A 19,659-nucleotide genomic window follows, 5' to 3' on the forward strand; every position below is an offset into this window, starting at 1 on the left:
TTTTTTAGAAAAAGGTACTCCAGAAATGAGAAATCGGCATAACGAGGAAAAGAGCCGGCAGCATATTCGCTACATGGAACATTTGGATATTACAAATGCGAAAGCCTGCCGCAATCATTAACATACCGCCTACCGCAGCAAAATCACCTCGCATTTCAGGTGTCACAAAAGGAATAATAAACACTGCAGAATAAGCTAAAATCACTTGAACCAATGTTTGTGGCACAAAAATACTTGCTACAGAAATACCGAGTGAGGTGGTAAAGATCATCGCCGTGAAGAAATCTAAAAAGGATTTCACAATGAGGATATCAAAATTACCACTCATCCCCTCATTCATCGCTCCGAAAATACCCGTTCCACTAAATGAAAACAAAACCACAATCGCAACAAATTTAGATAAGAACTCTTCTTGGCTATTCATGCTACTTGGCTTATCAGGGAACATCTTTTCAACAAGACCTTTCGCTGATGAGGCAAGATTGTTAATTCCGCGTTCTAATAAAAGCAACTCGCCAATTATCGTCCCTAATAACACCGATAAAATCATTGCCGGCATATTGGTGGTTTTCGCGACCATCACAATACCCATGCCCATCGAACACAAGCCAAAGATTAAGGTTAGATTAGTGCGTAAACGTTCTGGAATGCGCCCACCGAGTGCTGCCCCAATAACTGCGCCACTAATAATCGCCAGTGCATTAATGTAAGGTCCGATAATCATATTCTTCTCCGAATTAAGTTATTCCTATTATACGAAAAATAGACCGAAAATCGACCGCACTTTTAGCAACAAAAAAGGCATGGTTCCCCATGCCTTTTGTTTATTAATGATAAATTACCAGTGGTAACCTGCACCAACTGCTACACCCACTTTACCTTGTGTATCGCTCGTACCGGCTAAACGAATAATGATTTTACCGTTGTCTGAAATACGTGACATACCTAATGCCACTGCATTTTGACCTTGGTAATTACCCGCTGCCACAGATACCATGCTCTTACCTGGAATGTAAGCTTGTGGTAATTGAGACGCCGCTAATGCGCTTGCTGTACCTGCATTTACACGTTTACCTAACTTGTTCACTTGACCATTTAAGTGGTTGATCTTGTTATTCATGTCAGCTTTTACTTCATGTAATTGGCTACCGTTTACCGCATCAGTACTGTCTGCAGCAATGCGTCCTGGTGCAACATTGGTAATTTGTTTATTACCTGCATCAATACCATTTTTAGTCATACTTGGACCGTTTTTAATGGTTACGCCATTGCTATCAATCACCGTATCACCCGCAGTGAATTTGTTTGCCGTTACGCTTTCCACTTTGAGGTTTTTCTTGATACCTACACGAACATTACCGCTCTTATCAATGTTTGTCATTACATTATTGCCACCATCAAACTCACTCCAGTTTGTGTTGCTATCTGCGCCTTTCACATTGATTTGGCTATTTAATTTCGCACCGTAAACATCACCTACATTTGCACCAAATTTTAAGCCATCACTTAATGTTGCGATAGTTTCGCCACCAAAGTTCATACGATTTGGTGTTTTACCATCCAAGTTTGGAGCTGCATCTTTACCACTTACTACTGTAATTGGCGTTGAGTTATCACCTTCACCAAGATTAATCGTTGTGGTATTAACTGTTTTCGCGGTGACATTTTCAGCTTTCAAGTCTTTTGTGGTAGAAATCGTGAAGTTAATACCATTCTGTTCAAGTTTGATATTATCACCTGCGATATAGTTTACAGTCGCACCTGGAGCTACATTAGCAACTTCAGTACCACTTACTTCACCAGTAGAGCCTTCTTTCTTCGTTGCAGTTGCATTCCAGCCTTTACTCGCAAGTTTTTTCACTTCGTATAACTGGCTACCATTCACTGCATCTTTGCTATTAGCATTTAAATCGCCATTTGCAACATTACTAATTTTATTACCTGCAGCATCAATACCTGCTTTAGTTACACTCGGGCCACCAGTAATTTTTAAACCATCATTGTTAATGGTTGTATCACCTGCTTTTACGCTATTAACTTTGATGTCTTTGTTTAATTTAACTGTAACTTGATCACCTGATGCTTCAGTGGTGATATTGTCATCACCCTTAATCGTAACAGTCGAACCTAATTTTTCCACATTAGTTGAACCGCTATCACCGTTAAAAGTTAAACCTTTTGTGTCTACCTTGGTATTCGCATCCACACCTTGTTGAATCTCATCTTTCGTTTTTTTAGATAAATCAAGATGGTAGTTCGTTACAGAAGCGTTGCCAACATCTTGTGCACCTTTATTATCTACTGTTAATGCGTCAGTAGTTGTCACATTTGCAGACGTATCTACAGCATCAATTTTGTAAATAGTTTGACCATTTGCACCTTTTTCTGGCGTAACACTTGTGTTTTTACCAGCTTTAACCTCTGTTTTAGCCGCATTTAACTGAGAAACATTGACTGCGTCCGTTGGAGCTGTTCCATTAGCGACATTAGTAATGCTCTTATTTCCAGCATTAATACCATCTTTTGTTACACTCGGACCGTCTTTAATACTCAAGCCATCTGTATTTAAAACAGTATCGCCAACTGTTACATTACCTGCAGCATTAACATTAGTAACATTAATTGTTTTACTTAAATTAAATGTCACATTATCGTTTGTTGGATTTTTAGTAATAACAATATTGCCATCAGCGTTATTCAAATCAACTGTTTCACCTGGTTCAACATTACTACTATTGGTTCCATTATTAACAGTTAAATTCCAGCCTTTATTAGCTATTTTTGCCACATCTTTTAATTGTGAAACATTCACCGCATCAGTATCAGCAGTACCAGCGGCTACACCTGTGATTTTATTACCAGCGGCATTAATACCTGCTTTAGTTACGCTTGGACCACCTTCAATAGTTAAACCTTCGTTATTAATGGTTGTATCGCCAGCTTTTACGCTATTAACTTTGATGTCTTTGTTTAATTTAACTTTAACTTCATCACCTGATGCCTCAGTAGTGATGTTCTCATCATCACCCTTAATCGCAACAGTTGAACCCAATCTTTCCACATTAGTAGAACCTTTATCCCCAGTAAAAGTTAAACCTTTTGTGTCTACCTTGGTATTCGCATCAACACCTTTTTGAATATCATCTTTGGTTGCTTGAGAAAGATCCACCGCATAATCTGTCACTTCAACACCATCAGCATTTTTTGTTGTGCCATTTGGTGTGACAGAAACGGCAGATGAACCAGAAACCGAAGCTGAAACCTCTTTTGCCGAACTTGCAGCATCAATTTTCTTACGGGTTTCATCATCAATTTTCACTTCAATGCCATTATCTTTGGCTACGGTAGTTAAACCATTTGAACCTGTGATATTTAAAGATTGTGTTGCGAGATTAACCGCGCCAGCACCTGTATTACCTGCTGTAGTCAAGTTGATGGCTTTAATCGCGGTATCAACTGCACCACTGGTTACAGCCTTATTGTCCCCTGCTGTAACAGCAGTTGATTTATTTAACGTAAATGTCACATTGTTTGCATCAGCAGTACTTGTAATATCTGTACCATCACCCACAATGCCTAAAGTATCACCCAATTTTTTGACCGCACTTCCAGTGTTACCAGCAAAAGTAATTGGCATGTTACGTACATTATTGATAGCACTGGTCACATCACCTGCCGTAGCAATATTATTAGGATTTGTGGCTGTTGCATTACCTGTCGTCGCATTAGTTGTGATATTTGTTGTATTCACATCAAATTTCACAATTGTGCCATTTGGGGTTTTAGTCACATTCGCGGTAGTTAAGTTTCCATCTTTGAAGTTCACTACATCATTATTATTAATGCGTGATTTAGATGAACCATTTTCTTGTACGTTAAAACCGCTATTGTTTAATACTGCGTGAAGTTGTGAACCGTTAATTGCATCAGTTGAAGTCGCGGAAATACGACCTGCTGCTACATTCTGGATTTGGCGCTCATTGCCTGCTTTACCAACAGAAACTGCCCCACCAATGCTAGATGAACTTGCTGCAAATCTCACTTCTGAATTTAAACCTGCATCATTTTTAAATACAGCACTTGTTGAGTTAGCATCAAACATATTTGTCCCTGCTTCAGAATCAGCACCTAGGGCAATAGATTTATATGCTGTACTTTTAGCATGTGGCCCCAGAGCAACGGCACTGTTCGCACTTGCATTAGCGAATGAACCTAATGCCATCGCATCTCGATCTGTTGCTTTGGCTGTATAACCTAATGCTATAGCCGCTCGTTGAGTCGCTTCAGAATAAGCCCCTTGAGAAATAGTGAAAGCCTCTGCTGCATTCGCAGAATACCCCATTGCAATAGAATGCTCTATCGCAGCCTTCGTATCTTGGCCAATTGCAATTGAATATCGACCTGATGAATTTGCACCTAGGCCAAACGCCATCGCAGAATAATCAGTCGCTTTACTTCCTTGTCCTAAAGCCACGGTATTTACACCACTTGCTAATGAATTAACACCGATAGCAATTGTTGTCTCATTCGACGCGTTTGAGTTGGTGCCAAAAGCCATTGAATTACCACCACTTGCCTTTGAGGCATAACCTGAAGCTATTGAAAATCCTCCTGAAGCAGTTGAGTCTGTACCTAAGGCTGTCGCATAATTTGCCGATGCATTAGCACTAGAGCCAATAGCTGTTGTCCAGTTTGCACTTGCGTTTGATGAAACACCAATACCAACAGAAAGACCACCTCCTACATTGGCTTTATGTCCCATAGCAACAGAATAACCTCCATTAGAGGTTGCTAATTCACCAATAGCAATGTCAGAATATTGACTTGCAGTACTATTAACACCCATCGCAATAGCAGTCTGTCCAGCTGCAGAGGCATTACGACCAACAGCAATAGTATTACTTGATGCAGCGCTCGCTTTATTACCAATTGCAATTGTCGCCCACGAATTTGTGCTTGCCGCATCACCGATAGCTATTGCATTGTCGTGAGATGCATTCGTTGAATTACCAATGGCAATAGAAGCAGTGCCATTTGATGATGCATTATTACCTAATGACACACCATATCTTGCAGTTGATGTAGCATTTGGTCCAATAGAAACAAGTTTATTTTCTGATGCTTTAGCATTTGAGCCTAATGCAATAGAATCTGCATGCGTAGTGCTAGCATTCAAGCCAACAGCAATAGAATTAACAGCAATAGGTGTAGTACTTGCATTAGGCCCAATGGCAATAGAATCAACACCTGATGCACCCGTATTATTCTGGTTACCTGTTACATTTGATTTAACCGAGAAATAACGAATTTTTTCGATTTCTGCCATCGCAGCGTAAAGCTGAGAACCATTGATTGCATCAGTTGAATTTGCGGAAATATCACCTGGTGATAAGTTAATAAGTTGACGTTCATAGCCTTTTTTACCAATGGAAACAACGTCCCCCGCGATAGTATCAGCACCACCAGCCCAAGTATAAGTTGTCCCTAAAATAGTACGAGTAGTATAGGCAACCCCCGCTTTATCCGTCGCAGAACCGCCACCAATCGCAACAGAGTTTGCAAACGATGCATTAGCTCCTGTACCAACAGCGACAGCATTCGTTTTTTGAGCTGCAGCCAATGAACCTAATGCTAATGAAAGATCCCCAGATTTTGTTTTTGTTCCTAATGATACAGCAGCCTCACCAGCAATCGTATTCATCCAACGGGGACTTTGAAGCTCCCCTCCAGTTAAATCTTTAAATGCTTGTTGAACCGTTCCCGTTTTATCTTGGCCATTAGTATTGATGTAAGTCGTTTGTGTAGCCGCTGCTAAATCAGTATCATCCCCACCAATCGCAACCGATGCATTACCATAAGAAATAACATTACCGCCAATCGCAATTGATTGATCGCCTCGAGCCCATGCACCCTCAGTAATAGAATTACCACCATATTTAGCCGCTTTATCAGCGTTAATGCCAGCTCCAATAGCAATAGACTGGTTTACTCGTACAACAGAAGAGCTATCGCCAACCTGAGCATTTTGACCGATGAGAATATTACGACTACCCGTTGTTCCACCATAATTTCCTGTGCCATCACCAATCAGCACACTATTGGCATAACGACCATTTACATCACTACCAATTGCTAATGTTTTTTCTTGAGATACCGTTACATTATTACCCATTACAAATGAAGTTTTGCCAGATAGATTAATATCATTACCAATTGCGGCAGATTTCAGATTTGACACACTGATGTTATTACCAATTGCAGATGCATTCATATGCGACACATTGATATTATTACCAATTGCATTAGAATTTGCATGAACCACTTTAATATTGTTCCCCATGGCTAATAAATTATTATAAGCATGGTTTTCAAGAGTAATATTATTTCCCGTCGCGCTAGAATTTGCACTCAATACAGTTACATTATTACCTGCAGCACTAGAATTTGCTCCTGATACAGTTACATTATTGCCTGCAGCACTAGATTTTGCTCCTGATACAGTTACATTATTGCCTGCAGCACTAGAGTTTTCTCCTGATACAGTTACATTATTACCTGTAGCACTAGAATTTGCTTCTGATACGGTTACATTATTACCAATCGCCTTGGAGTTTTGTCCCGTAGAAGTAACATTTGCAGAATTACCAATCGCTGTAGAGTTTTCTCCTAATGCTTTGGTATTTGCATCCCCAATACCAATAGCCGTTGCAACAACATTAACAGGAACAACATCGCCAACATGCACTTGAGCCTGTGCCTGCATCATCACTGCAGATAAAGAAAGTGCAAATGCTGAAAGTTTAAAAAGAGAAGATAAACGTGTTTCGCTTGTTACACGTTGTTCTGAGTTTGAAGAGGCTTTTACTGCCCCTTTCGCTAATTCTGATGTCACGACAAAAGATTGTGTCGTTTTGTTCCAAATAATCTTAAATACTTTGTTCATAAAAAGGTTCTTCCCAAAAAATAGACCAATAAGTTGTTGCGAAGCTAAAATAATGCAAACTAAGCAAGTAAATAGTAAAGTCTTTGGAGTATATAGGAGCTAAGCATAAGATCAAGGAAATGTTTGCTTTTTACACTGTTTTTTACAAAAAATTTACATTTTAACGTTTGCGTAAAAAGCGAACATTAAAAAAGTACTCAGGATGGGCTAATCACATGGGTTTAATCCCTCTCAAACAAGTAAAAAAACACGATGAAAATCAACCGCACTTTTGCCTCTTTTAGAATATTATCCTTTACCACTTTCTCAATACCAGTATACCCCTTTATGAGTATTTTGATTTTAAAGTTTGATCAACCTCAAACTTTTGGAAGATAACCTTAGAAAAACTACTACTTTTTGGTATCTTATGCTTGCAATGAACTATTTTTATGAGTGAATTCAAAAGCTTAATAGGAATTGTTTGCATTTAAAATTGTTTTTTTATTCTTTCCTAATGGAGTGATTATCGTGAACGCATTGAGAAAAAGCCTTGTTTTGGCCACTTCTTTCGCAGCTTTAGGTGTGTATAACTCAGCGATGGCTGAAATGGTATACAAGCCTGTTGAACAACCTGTGGAAGCACCAAACCCTAATTTAAAAATCGAAGCAGTGAATGAAAAATTTGCTGAGAAATATCCTAGCCAATTCAATTCGTGGAAAGCGACTGAAAAAGGCGACAAAATCATCTATGCTAATGAACAAGATCCTCGTTTAATCGTGTTATGGGGGGGCTATTCTTTCGCAAAAGAATATAACGCACCTCGTGGTCACGTTTATGCAGTAGAAGATGTACGTAATATTTTACGTACTGGTGCGCCCAAAAATGCAAATGATGGCCCTCAACCAATGGCATGTTGGACTTGTAAAGGTCCAGACGTTCCTCGTTTAATTGCAGAATGGGGTGAAGATGGTTACTTTGGTGCAAAATGGGCTAAAGGTGGACCTGAAGTGGTCAACTCAATCGGTTGTGCAGACTGTCACGATACTACATCAAAAGACTTTGCCGAAGGCAAACCAGCATTACGTATTGCTCGTCCACACGTTCTTCGTGCATTAGATCACTTAAATAATGCACTTCAAGCAAAAGCAAAAGCTGAAGGTAAAGAACAAGCTAACTTAAGCTTTAACACAGCTGCTCGCACTGAAAAACGTGCTGAAGTTTGTGCTAACTGTCACGTTGAGTACTACTTCGCAGGTGATTTAAAACAAGTAACCTTCCCTTGGGATAACGGTCAAACTGTTGATGACATCGAAAAATACTACGATGATATCGGTTTCAGTGACTGGACTCACTCTCTTTCTAAAGCACCAATGTTAAAAGCTCAACACCCTGACTTTGAAATTTGGTCTTTAGGTATGCACGGTAAAAACGGCGTAACTTGTATCGACTGTCACATGCCTAAAGTACAAGGTAAAGACGGTAAAGTTTACACCGACCACCAAATCCAAAACCCATTCGATGCATTTGATACCACATGTGCAAACTGTCACGATCAAAGCAAAGAAAAACTTAAAGACATCGTTGCTTCACGTAAAAAAGAAGTGAAAGATGTAATGGGTCGTTTAGAAGATCAAGTTGTTCGTGCTCACTTTGAAGCGAAAGCGGCATGGGATGCTGGTGCAACTAAAGAAGAAATGGAACCTGCTTTAATGGATATCCGTCACGCTCAATGGCGTTGGGACTACGCAGCAGCAAGCCACGGTGGTCACATGCACGCACCTGATGTAATGCTTCGCGTATTAGGTTCTGGTATCGACAAAGCAGCAGATGCACGTGCTAAACTTGCAGCAATCTTAACTAAACACGGCGTGAAAACTCCGGTTGAAGTACCAGATATTTCTACAGCTGATAAAGCATGGAAAGTAATGGGTATTGATATCGAGAAAGAACGTAAAGCGAAAAAAGAATTCTTAGAAACTGTTGTACCTCAATGGGTAAAAGAAGCGAAAGCCAATGGCAAATTAGCTGAAGATACCGCAACAAAACAATAAAAAAAGAACCGCACTTTGTAACTAAAGTGCCGAAGTGCGGTCATTTTTAACCATATATTTGAGGTAATCAGAATGAATTTAACTTCTTTAATCAGCAAATCGGCAAAATCCCTCGCATTGCTTGCAATGCTTGCGGCAATGCCAATGGCTGCAAGTGCGGAAGAGATGGCAAAAACACCGGCCTCTCAAATCACTTATGAGCCACAATTGGATAACCAACGTGATCCAAACCAATATTGTGCGAAATGTCACAAATTTGACCAAGTTGATAAAAACCAAACCTTGGATCAATCTGGTGGTGAATTACACTTTGGTAAATTCCACGGCGCACACTTAAATCAAAAAAGCCCTAACACAGGTAAACCGATTAACTGTGTAAACTGTCACGGTAATATTTCGGAAGATCACCGTCGTGGTGCTAAAGATGTGATGCGTTTTGATGGCGATATCTTTGGTGATAAAAAACCTATGTATACCGCACAAGAACAAAACCAAGTTTGTTTTGCTTGTCACCAACCGGCAAAACTTCGTGAAAAACTTTGGGCGCACGATGTTCACGCAATGAAATTGCCTTGTGCAAGCTGCCACACATTACACCCGAAAGATGATGCGATGAAAGGTATTCAACCGAAAAATCGTGTGAAACTTTGTGTAGATTGCCACGGCGAACAACAAAAACGCAAAGCGGCAAAAGACGCACAATCACAAACGCAATCAACCGAACAAAAGGATAAATAATGACAGCTTGTTCACGCCGAAACTTTGTTTCCGGCATGGGGGCATTAATCCTTATGACGGGGACATCAGTTACCTCTTTAGCGAAAGAGGAAAAGGCGGATAAACCGAAACGCTATGCAATGGTACACGACGAAACAGCTTGTATCGGCTGTACCGCTTGTATGGATGCTTGTCGTGAAACAAACCACGTTCCTGAAGGCGTTTCACGTTTGGAAATTCTCCGTAGTGAACCTTACGGTGAATTCCCAAATCAAGAATACGAGTTTTTCCGTCAATCTTGCCAACACTGTACAAACGCCCCTTGCGTGGCAGTTTGTCCAACCGGTGCATCATTTATTGATCCTGAAACAGGTATCGTAGATGTGCATAAAGATCTTTGTGTAGGTTGCCAATACTGTGTTGCAGTTTGTCCTTACCGCGTACGTTTCATTCACCCAGTACACCGTACTGCGGATAAATGTAACTTCTGTCGCGATACAAACTTAGCAGCAGGCAAACAACCTGCTTGTGTAGAAGCTTGTCCAACCAAAGCATTAACCTTTGGCGATATGAATGACCCAAGCAGTGCAGTTTCCCGCAAAGTGAAAGAAAATCCGGTTTATCGCACTAAAGTGGAATTAGGTACTCAACCAAATCTTTACCATATTCCATTCCAACACGGGGAGCCAAGAAGATGACATTAGATTATCCTGTTCCGTTTCACACACCTAATTTGGTGTGGGATTCAACAATCGCTATCTATTTGTTCTTACTTGGTATTTCTTCCGGTGCGGTACAATTAGCGATTGCTTATAAACGTAGTCACAAATTAGAAAACCCAAGCAAAAACTGGATTATCCGAGCAGCCGCCGTTTTAGGTTCTGTGCCAACATTAATTGGTTTAACCCTGTTAATTTTCCACTTGGCACGTCCTTGGACATTCTGGAAATTGATGTTTAACTATCAATTTAACTCTGTAATGTCTATGGGGGTAATGTTATTCCAAGTTTATATGCTGTTCTTGGTATGTTGGTGTGCGGTTATCTTCAAAGAAGATATCATGGCGTTCATTCAACGTTTTATGCCAAAACTTGGTTTCGTCGGTAAAATTATCAATGTATTAGAACGTTTAACCGGTCCTGTAGAAGTTATTCTCTTCATCTTAGCTGCTGTGCTAGGGGCTTATACCGGTTTCTTACTTTCAGCATTGATCAGTTACCCAATGTTAAATAACCCTGTTCTACCAGCGTTATTCTTGGCTTCAGGTACCTCTTCAGGTATCGCTGCAACCTTCTTATTTATCCTTATTGCAGGTAAATTAAAAGGTGATAGCCATGAATCACACTTCATTCATAAATTTGAAGTGCCAATTATGGTGACAGAACTTGGTTTATTAATCTGTTTCTTTGTTGGTCTACACTTCGGTGGTGGTCAGAAAGTAGTTGCATTGCACAATGCACTTTCCGGCTTCTGGGGTGCCGTGTTCTGGATTGGGGTATTCTTAATTGGTATCATCATTCCTCTACTTGCAAACCTTGCAGCAAAAGACAGCTTAAAATACAACAAGAACTTTATTATCCTTGTATCAATCTTTGACTTAATCGGGGTTCTCTGCTTACGTTACTTCATCTTGTACGGCGGACAACTTACCGTTGCGTAAGGATAAATTTCTTATTTAATCAAAAGGCGTATACAATACGCCTTTTGTTTATTTAGAAGAATAAAGTGCGGTTAATTTTACGTATGTTTTTCATGCTTAAAATTAACCTTATTTTGTAAAATTCAACCTTTAATATAATACTGAAGAATACTATGCTTCCCGAACTCGGATTTCTCTCATTACTCTTTGCCACCACCGCGGCGCTCTTACTTTCCATCGTGCCGCAAATTGGTATTTGGCGAAATAAACCCTCTCTCACCAACACGGCTTGGGGATTAAGTTATTGCTTCGGTATTTTTACGAGCGTTTCAATCGGTATTCTTGCCTACTCTTTTGCGACAGATGATTTCACATTGGAATACGTGGCAGCTCATTCCAATTCTCAGCTACCAACATTTTTCAAAGTTGCCGCCACTTGGGGCGGACATGAAGGCTCTATTTTATTTTGGCTTTTCACATTAAGTCTTTGGTTAGTGGCTTTTGCCTTTTTCTCTCGCAAAAATGACCGCACTTTTTCGGCTCAAACTCTGTCTTTACTCGGCTTAATTTGTCTTGGGTTTGCTATTTTCATTTTGTTCTACTCTAATCCATTTGGACGTGCTTTTCCTGCCCCTGCGGAAGGGCGAGATCTCAACCCAATGCTGCAAGATATTGGCTTAATTTTCCATCCACCGCTTTTATATGTGGGTTATGTGGGCTTTGCTGTTAACTTTGCCATATCCATTTCTGCCTTGATCTTTAATCGTTCTGCACAAGCTATCGCACGTGCAATGCGAGCTTGGGTGCTCGTTTCTTGGTTATTCTTAACCTTAGGGATCGTTCTCGGTGCATGGTGGGCATATTATGAATTAGGCTGGGGCGGCTGGTGGTTCTGGGACCCTGTAGAAAATGCCTCACTTATGCCATGGTTATTGGGACTCGCACTTTTACACAGCTTGATGGTGACTGAAAAACAAGGCATGTTTAGCTACTGGACAACACTCTTTTCCCTACTCGCTTTTGCATTCAGTGTATTAGGTACATTTATTGTCCGTTCAGGCGCATTAACCTCTGTTCATGCTTTTGCTTTAGATAGCTCCCGTGGTTATGTACTATTACTTATTTTCTTCTTATTGACTGTCGGCTCGCTCAGCCTATTTGCCCTACGCACAAATACCAACGAAAGTACGGTCAAATTCCCGCTCATTTCTAAAACAGGGGCAATTTTAGGCTTAAATATCATATTGACTGTGGCAACCGTCAGCACATTCTTAGGCACTTTCTATCCAATGCTATTCCAAGCTATGAATTGGGGAAGTATTTCTGTGGGTACGCCTTACTTTAATAGCATTTTCTTGCCATTGCTCACGTTAGTGCTTTTTGCCATGGCGGGCACGCTTTGCTTAAACTGGTTTAAATCAGACAAAAAACGCTTTTTCAAACGTCTGTTATTACTTATTCCCGCTGCAGTGATGGCTTATGGCATGATTTGGAATGCGCTGCAAAATGATGGCGCATTACGTTTCCATTTCTTTGCTTATGTATTACTCACCCTTGCTATCTGGGTATTATTCGTCACCTTATGGCAAAATTGGGTAAAAGTAAGACTTGCCTATTTCGGGATGATTCTTGCACACTGCGGTGTGGCGATTGCCACGATAGGCGCCGTGATGAGTAGTTACTTTGGCAGTGAGTTAGGGGTTAGACTTGCGCCACAACAAAGCCAACAATTAGGCCAATTTGAATTCCACTACGATCGTTTTTCCAATGAAATAGGTCCAAACTTTACTGCCGAAGTCGCTTTCTTTAGTGTCTCAGAACAAGGCAAACCTTACGCAGAAATTGTACCAGAGCGCCGTTATTATGATGTTCGCACCATGACCATGAGTGAAGTGGGATTAGACGCTGGCTTTTGGGGCGATTTATATATTGTGATGGGCGATAACTTAGGCAAAGGCGAATTCACATTCCGCTTACATTACAAACCGCTTATTCGCTGGTTATGGCTCGGAGGCATTTTAATGGCACTTGGCGCATTATGTTCAGCCATCAATTTGAAGAGAAAACGTGATGAATAAAAAGTTTATTTTGTTTTTACCACTGATTTTGTTATTGAGCGTTTGCTTACTACTTTTTGTTGGCTTACACAAAGATCCAAAACAAATTGCCTCTGCACTCATTAATAAGCCCGTGCCGGAATTCTATCAAGCGAATTTGCTTGAACCGAGTCAAATTGTCAGCCCAAGAGATTTCCCCAAAAAACCTTTCCTACTTAATGTGTGGGGAAGTTGGTGTGGCTATTGCCAACAGGAACACCCTCTTTTGATGGAAATTTCAAAAGAAGTGCCCATTGTGGGAATCGACTATCGTGACAAACCTCAGAGCGGCATTGCGATGCTCGAACGTATGGGCAATCCATTTATACTCACGATTGACGATAGCCGTGGTGAATTTGCGATGCAATTAGGCGTAGATGGTGCGCCTGAGACCTATGTTGTCGATGAACACGGCATGATTCGTTATCGTCATTCTGGCTATATGGATAGAGAAACATGGCTCACTGAGATCAAACCAAAACTTGATGAATTAACTAAAAAGTAAAATGAAAAAATTAACCCGATTTCTGACCGCACTTTTACTGACTTTCGCCCTTTTTGCTCACGCAGAAATGGTGGATACCTATGCGTTTAAAAACCAAGCCGATCGTACTCGCGCTGTTGAACTGGCAAAATCCTTACGCTGCCCACAATGTCAGAATCAAAACTTAGTTGAGTCCAATTCACCGATTGCTTATGACTTACGTATTGAAGTCTATAAAATGGTGGATGAAGGAAAATCGAATCAGCAAATTATCGACACGATGACTGCTCGTTTCGGTAATTTCGTGAACTATAAGCCACCTTTCCAATGGAATACGGCACTACTCTGGCTATTACCTATTTTGTTATTAATTGGGGCTTTTGCTTTAATTTTATTTTCGACTAAAAAATCAGAAGGCGAGCCAAAACAACTCGAGAATCAACTTCATACTGCCCCTAAAGAAGAAAAAAGTGCGGTCAAATTTGAAACCAAATCCGCCATTTGGGTCTTTGCTATTTTATTAGTTCTTCCTTTAAGTTATTACTTCTCCCTTGATCGTTTTGAGCGTGTTCAACAAGGCGAAAAAGAGATGGTTGAGCTCGCCAATAAAAAAGCAGATACATCAATGGTGCATCAAAAAGAAGATATGGTGCTCAAAATTCAAAATAAAATTCGAGAAGATGTAAATAACCCTGAGCTTTGGGCTCAGCTAGGTGATGCCTACATGCAAAATGATGAATTTGATCATGCGCTCATCGCCTATAGCAATGCAGAAAAAATTTCAGGTACAACACCCGCTATTTTAGGCCTAAAAGCGACCGCACTTTATTATCAAGCAGGTCAAAACATCACACCACAAATCCAGCAAATAATGGATGAGGCGTTAAAACAAGATAAACATGAAATATCAGTAATGACATTATTGGCGACCGAAGCCTTTAAAAATCATGAAGCTGAAAAAGCCAAAGCTTATTGGCAGCAATTATTGGATTCAGGCAATTCAGCGGTAGATCGCCGTACTGTCATCCAACGAATCAAAATGATAGACTATTTTGAAAAAGGACAAATCTCACAATAAGCTATGTCTCATTATTCAGAAAATATCATTATTGGAGCCGGTGCTGCCGGCTTATTTTGTGCCGCACAGTTAGGCAAGCTGGGCAAACAAGCCACCATTTTTGATAATGGTAAAAAAATTGGTCGAAAAATTTTAATGTCTGGTGGCGGATTCTGTAATTTCACCAATATGGAAATCACATCGGGCCGTTATATCAGCCAAAACAAACACTTCGTCAAATCTGCCTTAAAGCGTTATACACAATGGGACTTCATTGCTTTAGTCGCTGAGTACGGCATCCCTTACCACGAAAAAGAATTAGGTCAGTTATTTTGTGATAACGGTGCAGAAGACATTGTGAAGATGCTCGGCGCCGAATGTGACAAATACGGTGTCAACATTCAACTGCGAAGCGAAGTGAGTAATATTGAAGCCGTTGAAAACAACCCTAGCGTACGATTCAAATTAAAGGTAAACGCTGTTAAATGGCAATGCCAGAATTTGATTATTGCGACGGGCGGGCTCTCTATGCCTGGCCTGGGTGCCTCACCTTTTGGTTATCAAATTGCAGAACAGTTTGGATTAAATGTGATTCCTCCGCATGCAAGCCTTGTGCCATTCACGTGGCGAGAAAGTGAAAAATTCTACTCGGTACTCTCTGGTGTTTCATTAGATGTCGCGGCGACGAATCAGCACAAAACCTTTACTCATCAAATGCTATTCACCCATCGTGGTTTATCTGGTCCCGCCATTTTGCAAATTTCCAATTATTGGCAACCTGGTGAAAGCATTCATTTGGATTTATTGCCTTATAACAATATTCGTCATCACCTGGATGAGATGCGTCAATCTTCGCCAAAATTGCAATTAAAAACCGTATTAAGTCGCTTATTACCGAAAAAATTAGTTGAGCTTTGGTTAGAACAAGGTTTGATTCAAGATGAAGTGATCGCAAATTTAAGTAAAGTGCGGTTAGAAAATCTAGAGAATTTAATCCACAATTGGCAATTCATTCCTAATGGCACTGAAGGCTACCGTACGGCTGAAGTCACAATGGGTGGCGTTGATACTCATGAGATTTCATCTAAAACCATGGAGGCCACCAAGATTAAAGGTCTCTATTTTATCGGTGAAGTGCTGGATGTTGTCGGTTGGCTAGGCGGCTATAATTTCCAATGGGCATGGAGTTCGGCAGCTGTTTGTGCGATGGGAATTGCTGAAAGCTAAATATTTCTCTGCATTAATTATTTTCATCATAAATGAAAAAATCATTACTTTGATCGTGAAATATCCTTACGTTAAAATCACCATACGAAAATTAAAAGAAGGATATAAACATGACATCAAAAACACTTCCCTTCCACGCTGATACTGTGGGCTCATACTTACGTTCTCAACCTTTAAAAGACGCCCGTGCAAAATTTGCTGCAGGCGAACTTTCTCGTGAACAATTAACGGAAGTAGAAGATCAAGAAATTGCTAAATTAGTACAAGCACAATTAGATGCAGGTATCCAAGTCATCACTGATGGGGAATATCGTCGTGCATTTTGGCATATCGATTTCTTAGAAAACTTAAATGGTATTGAAGGTTATCACCCTGAACATGGTTATAAATTTAATGGCGTAGAAACAAAACCTTACAATACTCGCTGCTGTGGTAAAGTCTCTTGGAATCCCAACCATCCATTTATCGAACATTTCAAAAAATTAAAAGACATTGTTGGCGATCGTGGCGTCGTAAAATATACCATCCCAAGTCCGAATCAATTAATGTATCCAATCCAATGGGATACGGGTGTTTATGCAACACGTGCAGAATTTGCCAAAGATGTTCAACAAGCTTATAAAGATGCGATTAAAGCCTTCTATGATGCGGGTTGCCGTTATTTACAATTTGATGATGTGTATTGGGGCTCACTCTGCAACAATCACTTAAAACCAGAATTTGAAGCGGATAAAGCACAAGCGCTTGAAAATATTCAAGTTGTATTAGCCGCTAAACCAGCAGATATGGTTATCACAACGCACGTTTGCCGTGGCAACTTCCGTTCAACTTATTTACTAACCGGCGCATATGACCCAATTGCGGATGCGTTATTTGGTCAAACCCAATACGATGGCTACTTCCTGGAATATGATGATGAACGTTCTGGTGGATTTGAACCATTAAAATATTTTGCCAATAATCCACACAAAGGCCGTGTCGTATTAGGCTTAATCAGCTCAAAATTCCCTGAATTAGAAGGTAAAGCGGCGATTAAAGCACGCATTAAAGAAGCGACTCAATATGTTCCACTTGAGCAGCTTTGCTTAAGCCCACAATGTGGTTTTGCGTCAACAGAAGAAGGGAACATTATGACGGAAGCACAACAATGGGCCAAAGTCCGTTACGTTGAAGAAATTGCTGAAGAAGTATGGGGTGAAGATTAATTCTTTTCATAAAAACACGCTGTTTTTTAACCGCACTTTTATCGATTGAGAGCGTAGCGATACGCTCTTTTTTATTGCTTCCTTTCAATAAATAAAAAAGCTGATGTTATCCACATCAGCTTTATCATCATCGATTTGTCACTAGATTTGCGTTAAATCGACGTTTTTCGTTTCTTTTGAGGCTAATAATGCTAACAAGGTTAAGAATGCATTAATGGCTAAATAAATCCCCACGCCCATTAAGCCATAAAGCGCATTGATTTTTAATGAAATCATTGCTGCAATGGTTGCCCCGATAATCGATGCAATGTTGTAAGCTAAAGAAGCACCAGAATAACGTACTTCCGTTGGGAATAATTCAGGTAATAACGCCGCCATTGGGCCAAATGTCATGCCCATTAATGCCATACCAATTACTAGGAAAGCAAATACAGAAGCTGGTGTACCGTTTCCAAGGAATAATGGCATACATAATGCAAAAATTAAAATGCTGACCGTTGTCCAAATTAACCATTTGCGACGACCGATTTTATCTGCATAAAGACCTGAAATACTGATAAAAATCGCAAAAACGATCGCACTCATTAAAAGTAATCCCGTGAAGGTATTGGCAGGAATGCCTAACCCCATAGGATAGCCCGCTTCTGAAAGGGTTGCCGGTGTACGAGAATACGCTTGAGCAAAGGCGGTCATAATATAGAACAAGGAATAGGTTGCCACCATGATAAATGTACCAATCACCATTGGTTTAAAGTGTTTTGTGAAAACCACACTCACCGGTGCTTTTAATTTTTTCCCTTTTTCTTCCGCTTCAACAAATACATGGCTTTCATGTAAAGTTAAACGAACATACAACCCAACTAAAACTAAGGCTAAAGAAGAAACAAACGGGATACGCCATGCCCACTCAACAAGGGCTTGTTGGCCCCAGAAATAGCTCACTAAGAAGAAGGTCGCATTAGCCACAAATAAACCTATTGGCGCACCTAATTGAGGGAATGTACCATACCAAGCACGTTTTCCTTCTGGCGCATTTTCTGTTGCTACTAAAGCAGCACCGCCCCATTCACCACCAAGACCAATACCTTGACCGACTCGGCAAATACATAACAAAATCGGGGCCCAAATACCAATTTGAGAATAAGTCGGCAATAAACCGATAACGACCGTAGATCCGCCCATTAAAACCAAAGAGGCGACCAAGGTTTTCTTACGACCAATCTTATCACCAAAGTGCCCAAATAAAGCTGAGCCAATTGGACGAGCAAAGAACGCTAAAGCTAGTGTCGAAAGAGAAAGCAAATCATCTGAAAGCGGATCGCCACTATGGAAGAATTGCGTGTTAAAAACTAATACTGCCGCAGCGGCATAGATATAATAATCGAAAAATTCAATTGCGGTACCCACCATAGATGCTAAAGCAACCTTAAGTGGATCATTACGAAGTTGTGAGGACATTTTGCTTCCTTAAGAGTCAAATAAAATGAAAGGGCTAAATCCTAGCATTTCCCTTAAGGTTGAGCAATTTTTAATACGATATTTTCGATTTTTTCAGCAAAATATGTCGGGTTTTCTAAATGTGCATTATGACCAGCATTAGGAATAATCGTTAAATGAAGTTGATTATCCTCTGCCATTTGACGAAACTTCTGATCTCGTTCACCACAAAAATAAAAAAATGGCAGCAAACTTGACCGCACTTTCTCTCGAAAATCAGGCTGTTTGGCAAGACTAGTGGCTAATAACATATGACCAATATTTGCACCACAATTGACTTTTCGCTTTTCAATTAATGCCTTACGTTGCTGTTCATTTAAATGGGAAAAGACAGGCTGTTTATACCAATCTTCTAACACGGTTTCAGGGTTTTCATGGAAAAAACGCTCCGCCCACATTTTGTCATTAACTAAACGGCTTTGTTTTTCTTGCTCTGACTGCAAACCTAAATTCGCCCCTTCTAAAATCACTGCTTGTAAATTGCCTCTTTGCACTTGAGCCTGCAATGCATAATATTGTGCAATTCGCCCACCAAGTGAGTAACCGATAAGGATATAAGGTTCATCTTTTATGAGGCTTTGTATTTGGCTTTCAAGAAATTGAGCCGTTTGCTCAAAATCTTCAACCGCTACAGCTTTATTCTCTCCATGAAACGGTAAATCGAGAGAGAGACAACGAAAGTGCGGTAGATTTTCGATGACTTTTTGCCAGTCTGATTTTGTACCAAGTAAGCCATGAAGAAAAACAAGATTCATCATAA

General features: G+C 40.2%; 13 protein-coding genes. 9 read left to right on the forward strand and 4 right to left on the reverse strand.

The window, feature by feature from the left end:
* Window positions 1-4 precede the first annotated feature (4 nt).
* Window positions 5-724, reverse strand: coding sequence for a DUF554 domain-containing protein (locus INP94_RS00100; protein WP_197543637.1), 720 nt, complete (start codon window positions 722-724; stop codon window positions 5-7).
* Between the two features lie 114 nt (window positions 725-838).
* On the reverse strand, window positions 839-6,943 hold the full coding sequence (locus INP94_RS00105) for a YadA-like family protein (RefSeq protein ID WP_197543638.1): 6,105 nt from the start codon (window positions 6,941-6,943) through the stop codon (window positions 839-841).
* Window positions 6,944-7,453: 510 nt separating this feature from the next.
* On the opposite strand from INP94_RS00105, the gene nrfA reads away from it, so the two are divergent.
* From nrfA to INP94_RS00150, 9 genes are all read left to right on the forward strand, one after another.
* Window positions 7,454-8,977 carry an ammonia-forming nitrite reductase cytochrome c552 subunit gene (nrfA, locus tag INP94_RS00110; RefSeq protein WP_197543639.1) on the forward strand — a complete coding sequence of 508 codons (1,524 nt, stop codon included), beginning with the start codon at window positions 7,454-7,456 and terminating at the stop codon, window positions 8,975-8,977.
* A 72-nt stretch (window positions 8,978-9,049) separates the two neighbouring features.
* Window positions 9,050-9,715, forward strand: coding sequence for a cytochrome c nitrite reductase pentaheme subunit (gene nrfB, locus INP94_RS00115; RefSeq protein ID WP_102704012.1), 666 nt, complete (start codon window positions 9,050-9,052; stop codon window positions 9,713-9,715).
* Window positions 9,715-10,392, forward strand: coding sequence for a cytochrome c nitrite reductase Fe-S protein (gene nrfC, locus INP94_RS00120; protein ID WP_005695543.1), 678 nt, complete (start codon window positions 9,715-9,717; stop codon window positions 10,390-10,392). Before nrfB ends, nrfC begins: the two co-directional genes overlap by 1 nt.
* Window positions 10,389-11,354, forward strand: coding sequence for a cytochrome c nitrite reductase subunit NrfD (gene nrfD, locus INP94_RS00125; protein WP_197543640.1), 966 nt, complete (start codon window positions 10,389-10,391; stop codon window positions 11,352-11,354). The genes nrfC and nrfD overlap by 4 nt, the downstream gene beginning before the upstream one ends.
* A 152-nt stretch (window positions 11,355-11,506) precedes the next feature.
* A complete protein-coding gene (nrfE, locus tag INP94_RS00130) occupies window positions 11,507-13,411 on the forward strand; it encodes a heme lyase NrfEFG subunit NrfE (protein WP_197543641.1) in 1,905 nt (634 codons plus the stop codon).
* Window positions 13,404-13,934, forward strand: a complete 531-nt coding sequence (locus INP94_RS00135) for a DsbE family thiol:disulfide interchange protein (protein WP_197543642.1) — start codon at window positions 13,404-13,406, stop codon at window positions 13,932-13,934. Before nrfE ends, INP94_RS00135 begins: the two co-directional genes overlap by 8 nt.
* A gap of 1 nt (window position 13,935) precedes the next feature.
* Window positions 13,936-14,991, forward strand: a complete 1,056-nt coding sequence (nrfF, locus tag INP94_RS00140) for a heme lyase NrfEFG subunit NrfF (protein ID WP_197543643.1) — start codon at window positions 13,936-13,938, stop codon at window positions 14,989-14,991.
* Between the two features lie 3 nt (window positions 14,992-14,994).
* Window positions 14,995-16,197: a BaiN/RdsA family NAD(P)/FAD-dependent oxidoreductase gene (locus INP94_RS00145; protein WP_197543644.1), complete on the forward strand. Its 1,203-nt coding sequence runs from the start codon at window positions 14,995-14,997 to the stop codon at window positions 16,195-16,197.
* A 110-nt stretch (window positions 16,198-16,307) separates the two neighbouring features.
* On the forward strand, window positions 16,308-17,402 hold the full coding sequence (locus INP94_RS00150; protein WP_197543645.1) for a 5-methyltetrahydropteroyltriglutamate--homocysteine S-methyltransferase: 1,095 nt from the start codon (window positions 16,308-16,310) through the stop codon (window positions 17,400-17,402).
* A gap of 141 nt (window positions 17,403-17,543) precedes the next feature.
* On the opposite strand, the gene INP94_RS00155 is transcribed toward INP94_RS00150, so the two are convergent.
* Entirely contained in the window at window positions 17,544-18,860 is a 1,317-nt protein-coding gene (locus tag INP94_RS00155) for an MFS transporter (protein WP_049363035.1), read from the reverse strand.
* Window positions 18,861-18,913: 53 nt separating this feature from the next.
* Window positions 18,914-19,657, reverse strand: a complete 744-nt coding sequence (menH, locus tag INP94_RS00160; RefSeq protein ID WP_197543646.1) for a 2-succinyl-6-hydroxy-2,4-cyclohexadiene-1-carboxylate synthase — start codon at window positions 19,655-19,657, stop codon at window positions 18,914-18,916.
* Between the last annotated feature and the right edge of the window lie 2 nt (window positions 19,658-19,659).

Source organism: Haemophilus parainfluenzae (assembly GCF_014931395.1).
Classification (GTDB): Bacteria; Pseudomonadota; Gammaproteobacteria; order Enterobacterales; family Pasteurellaceae; genus Haemophilus_D.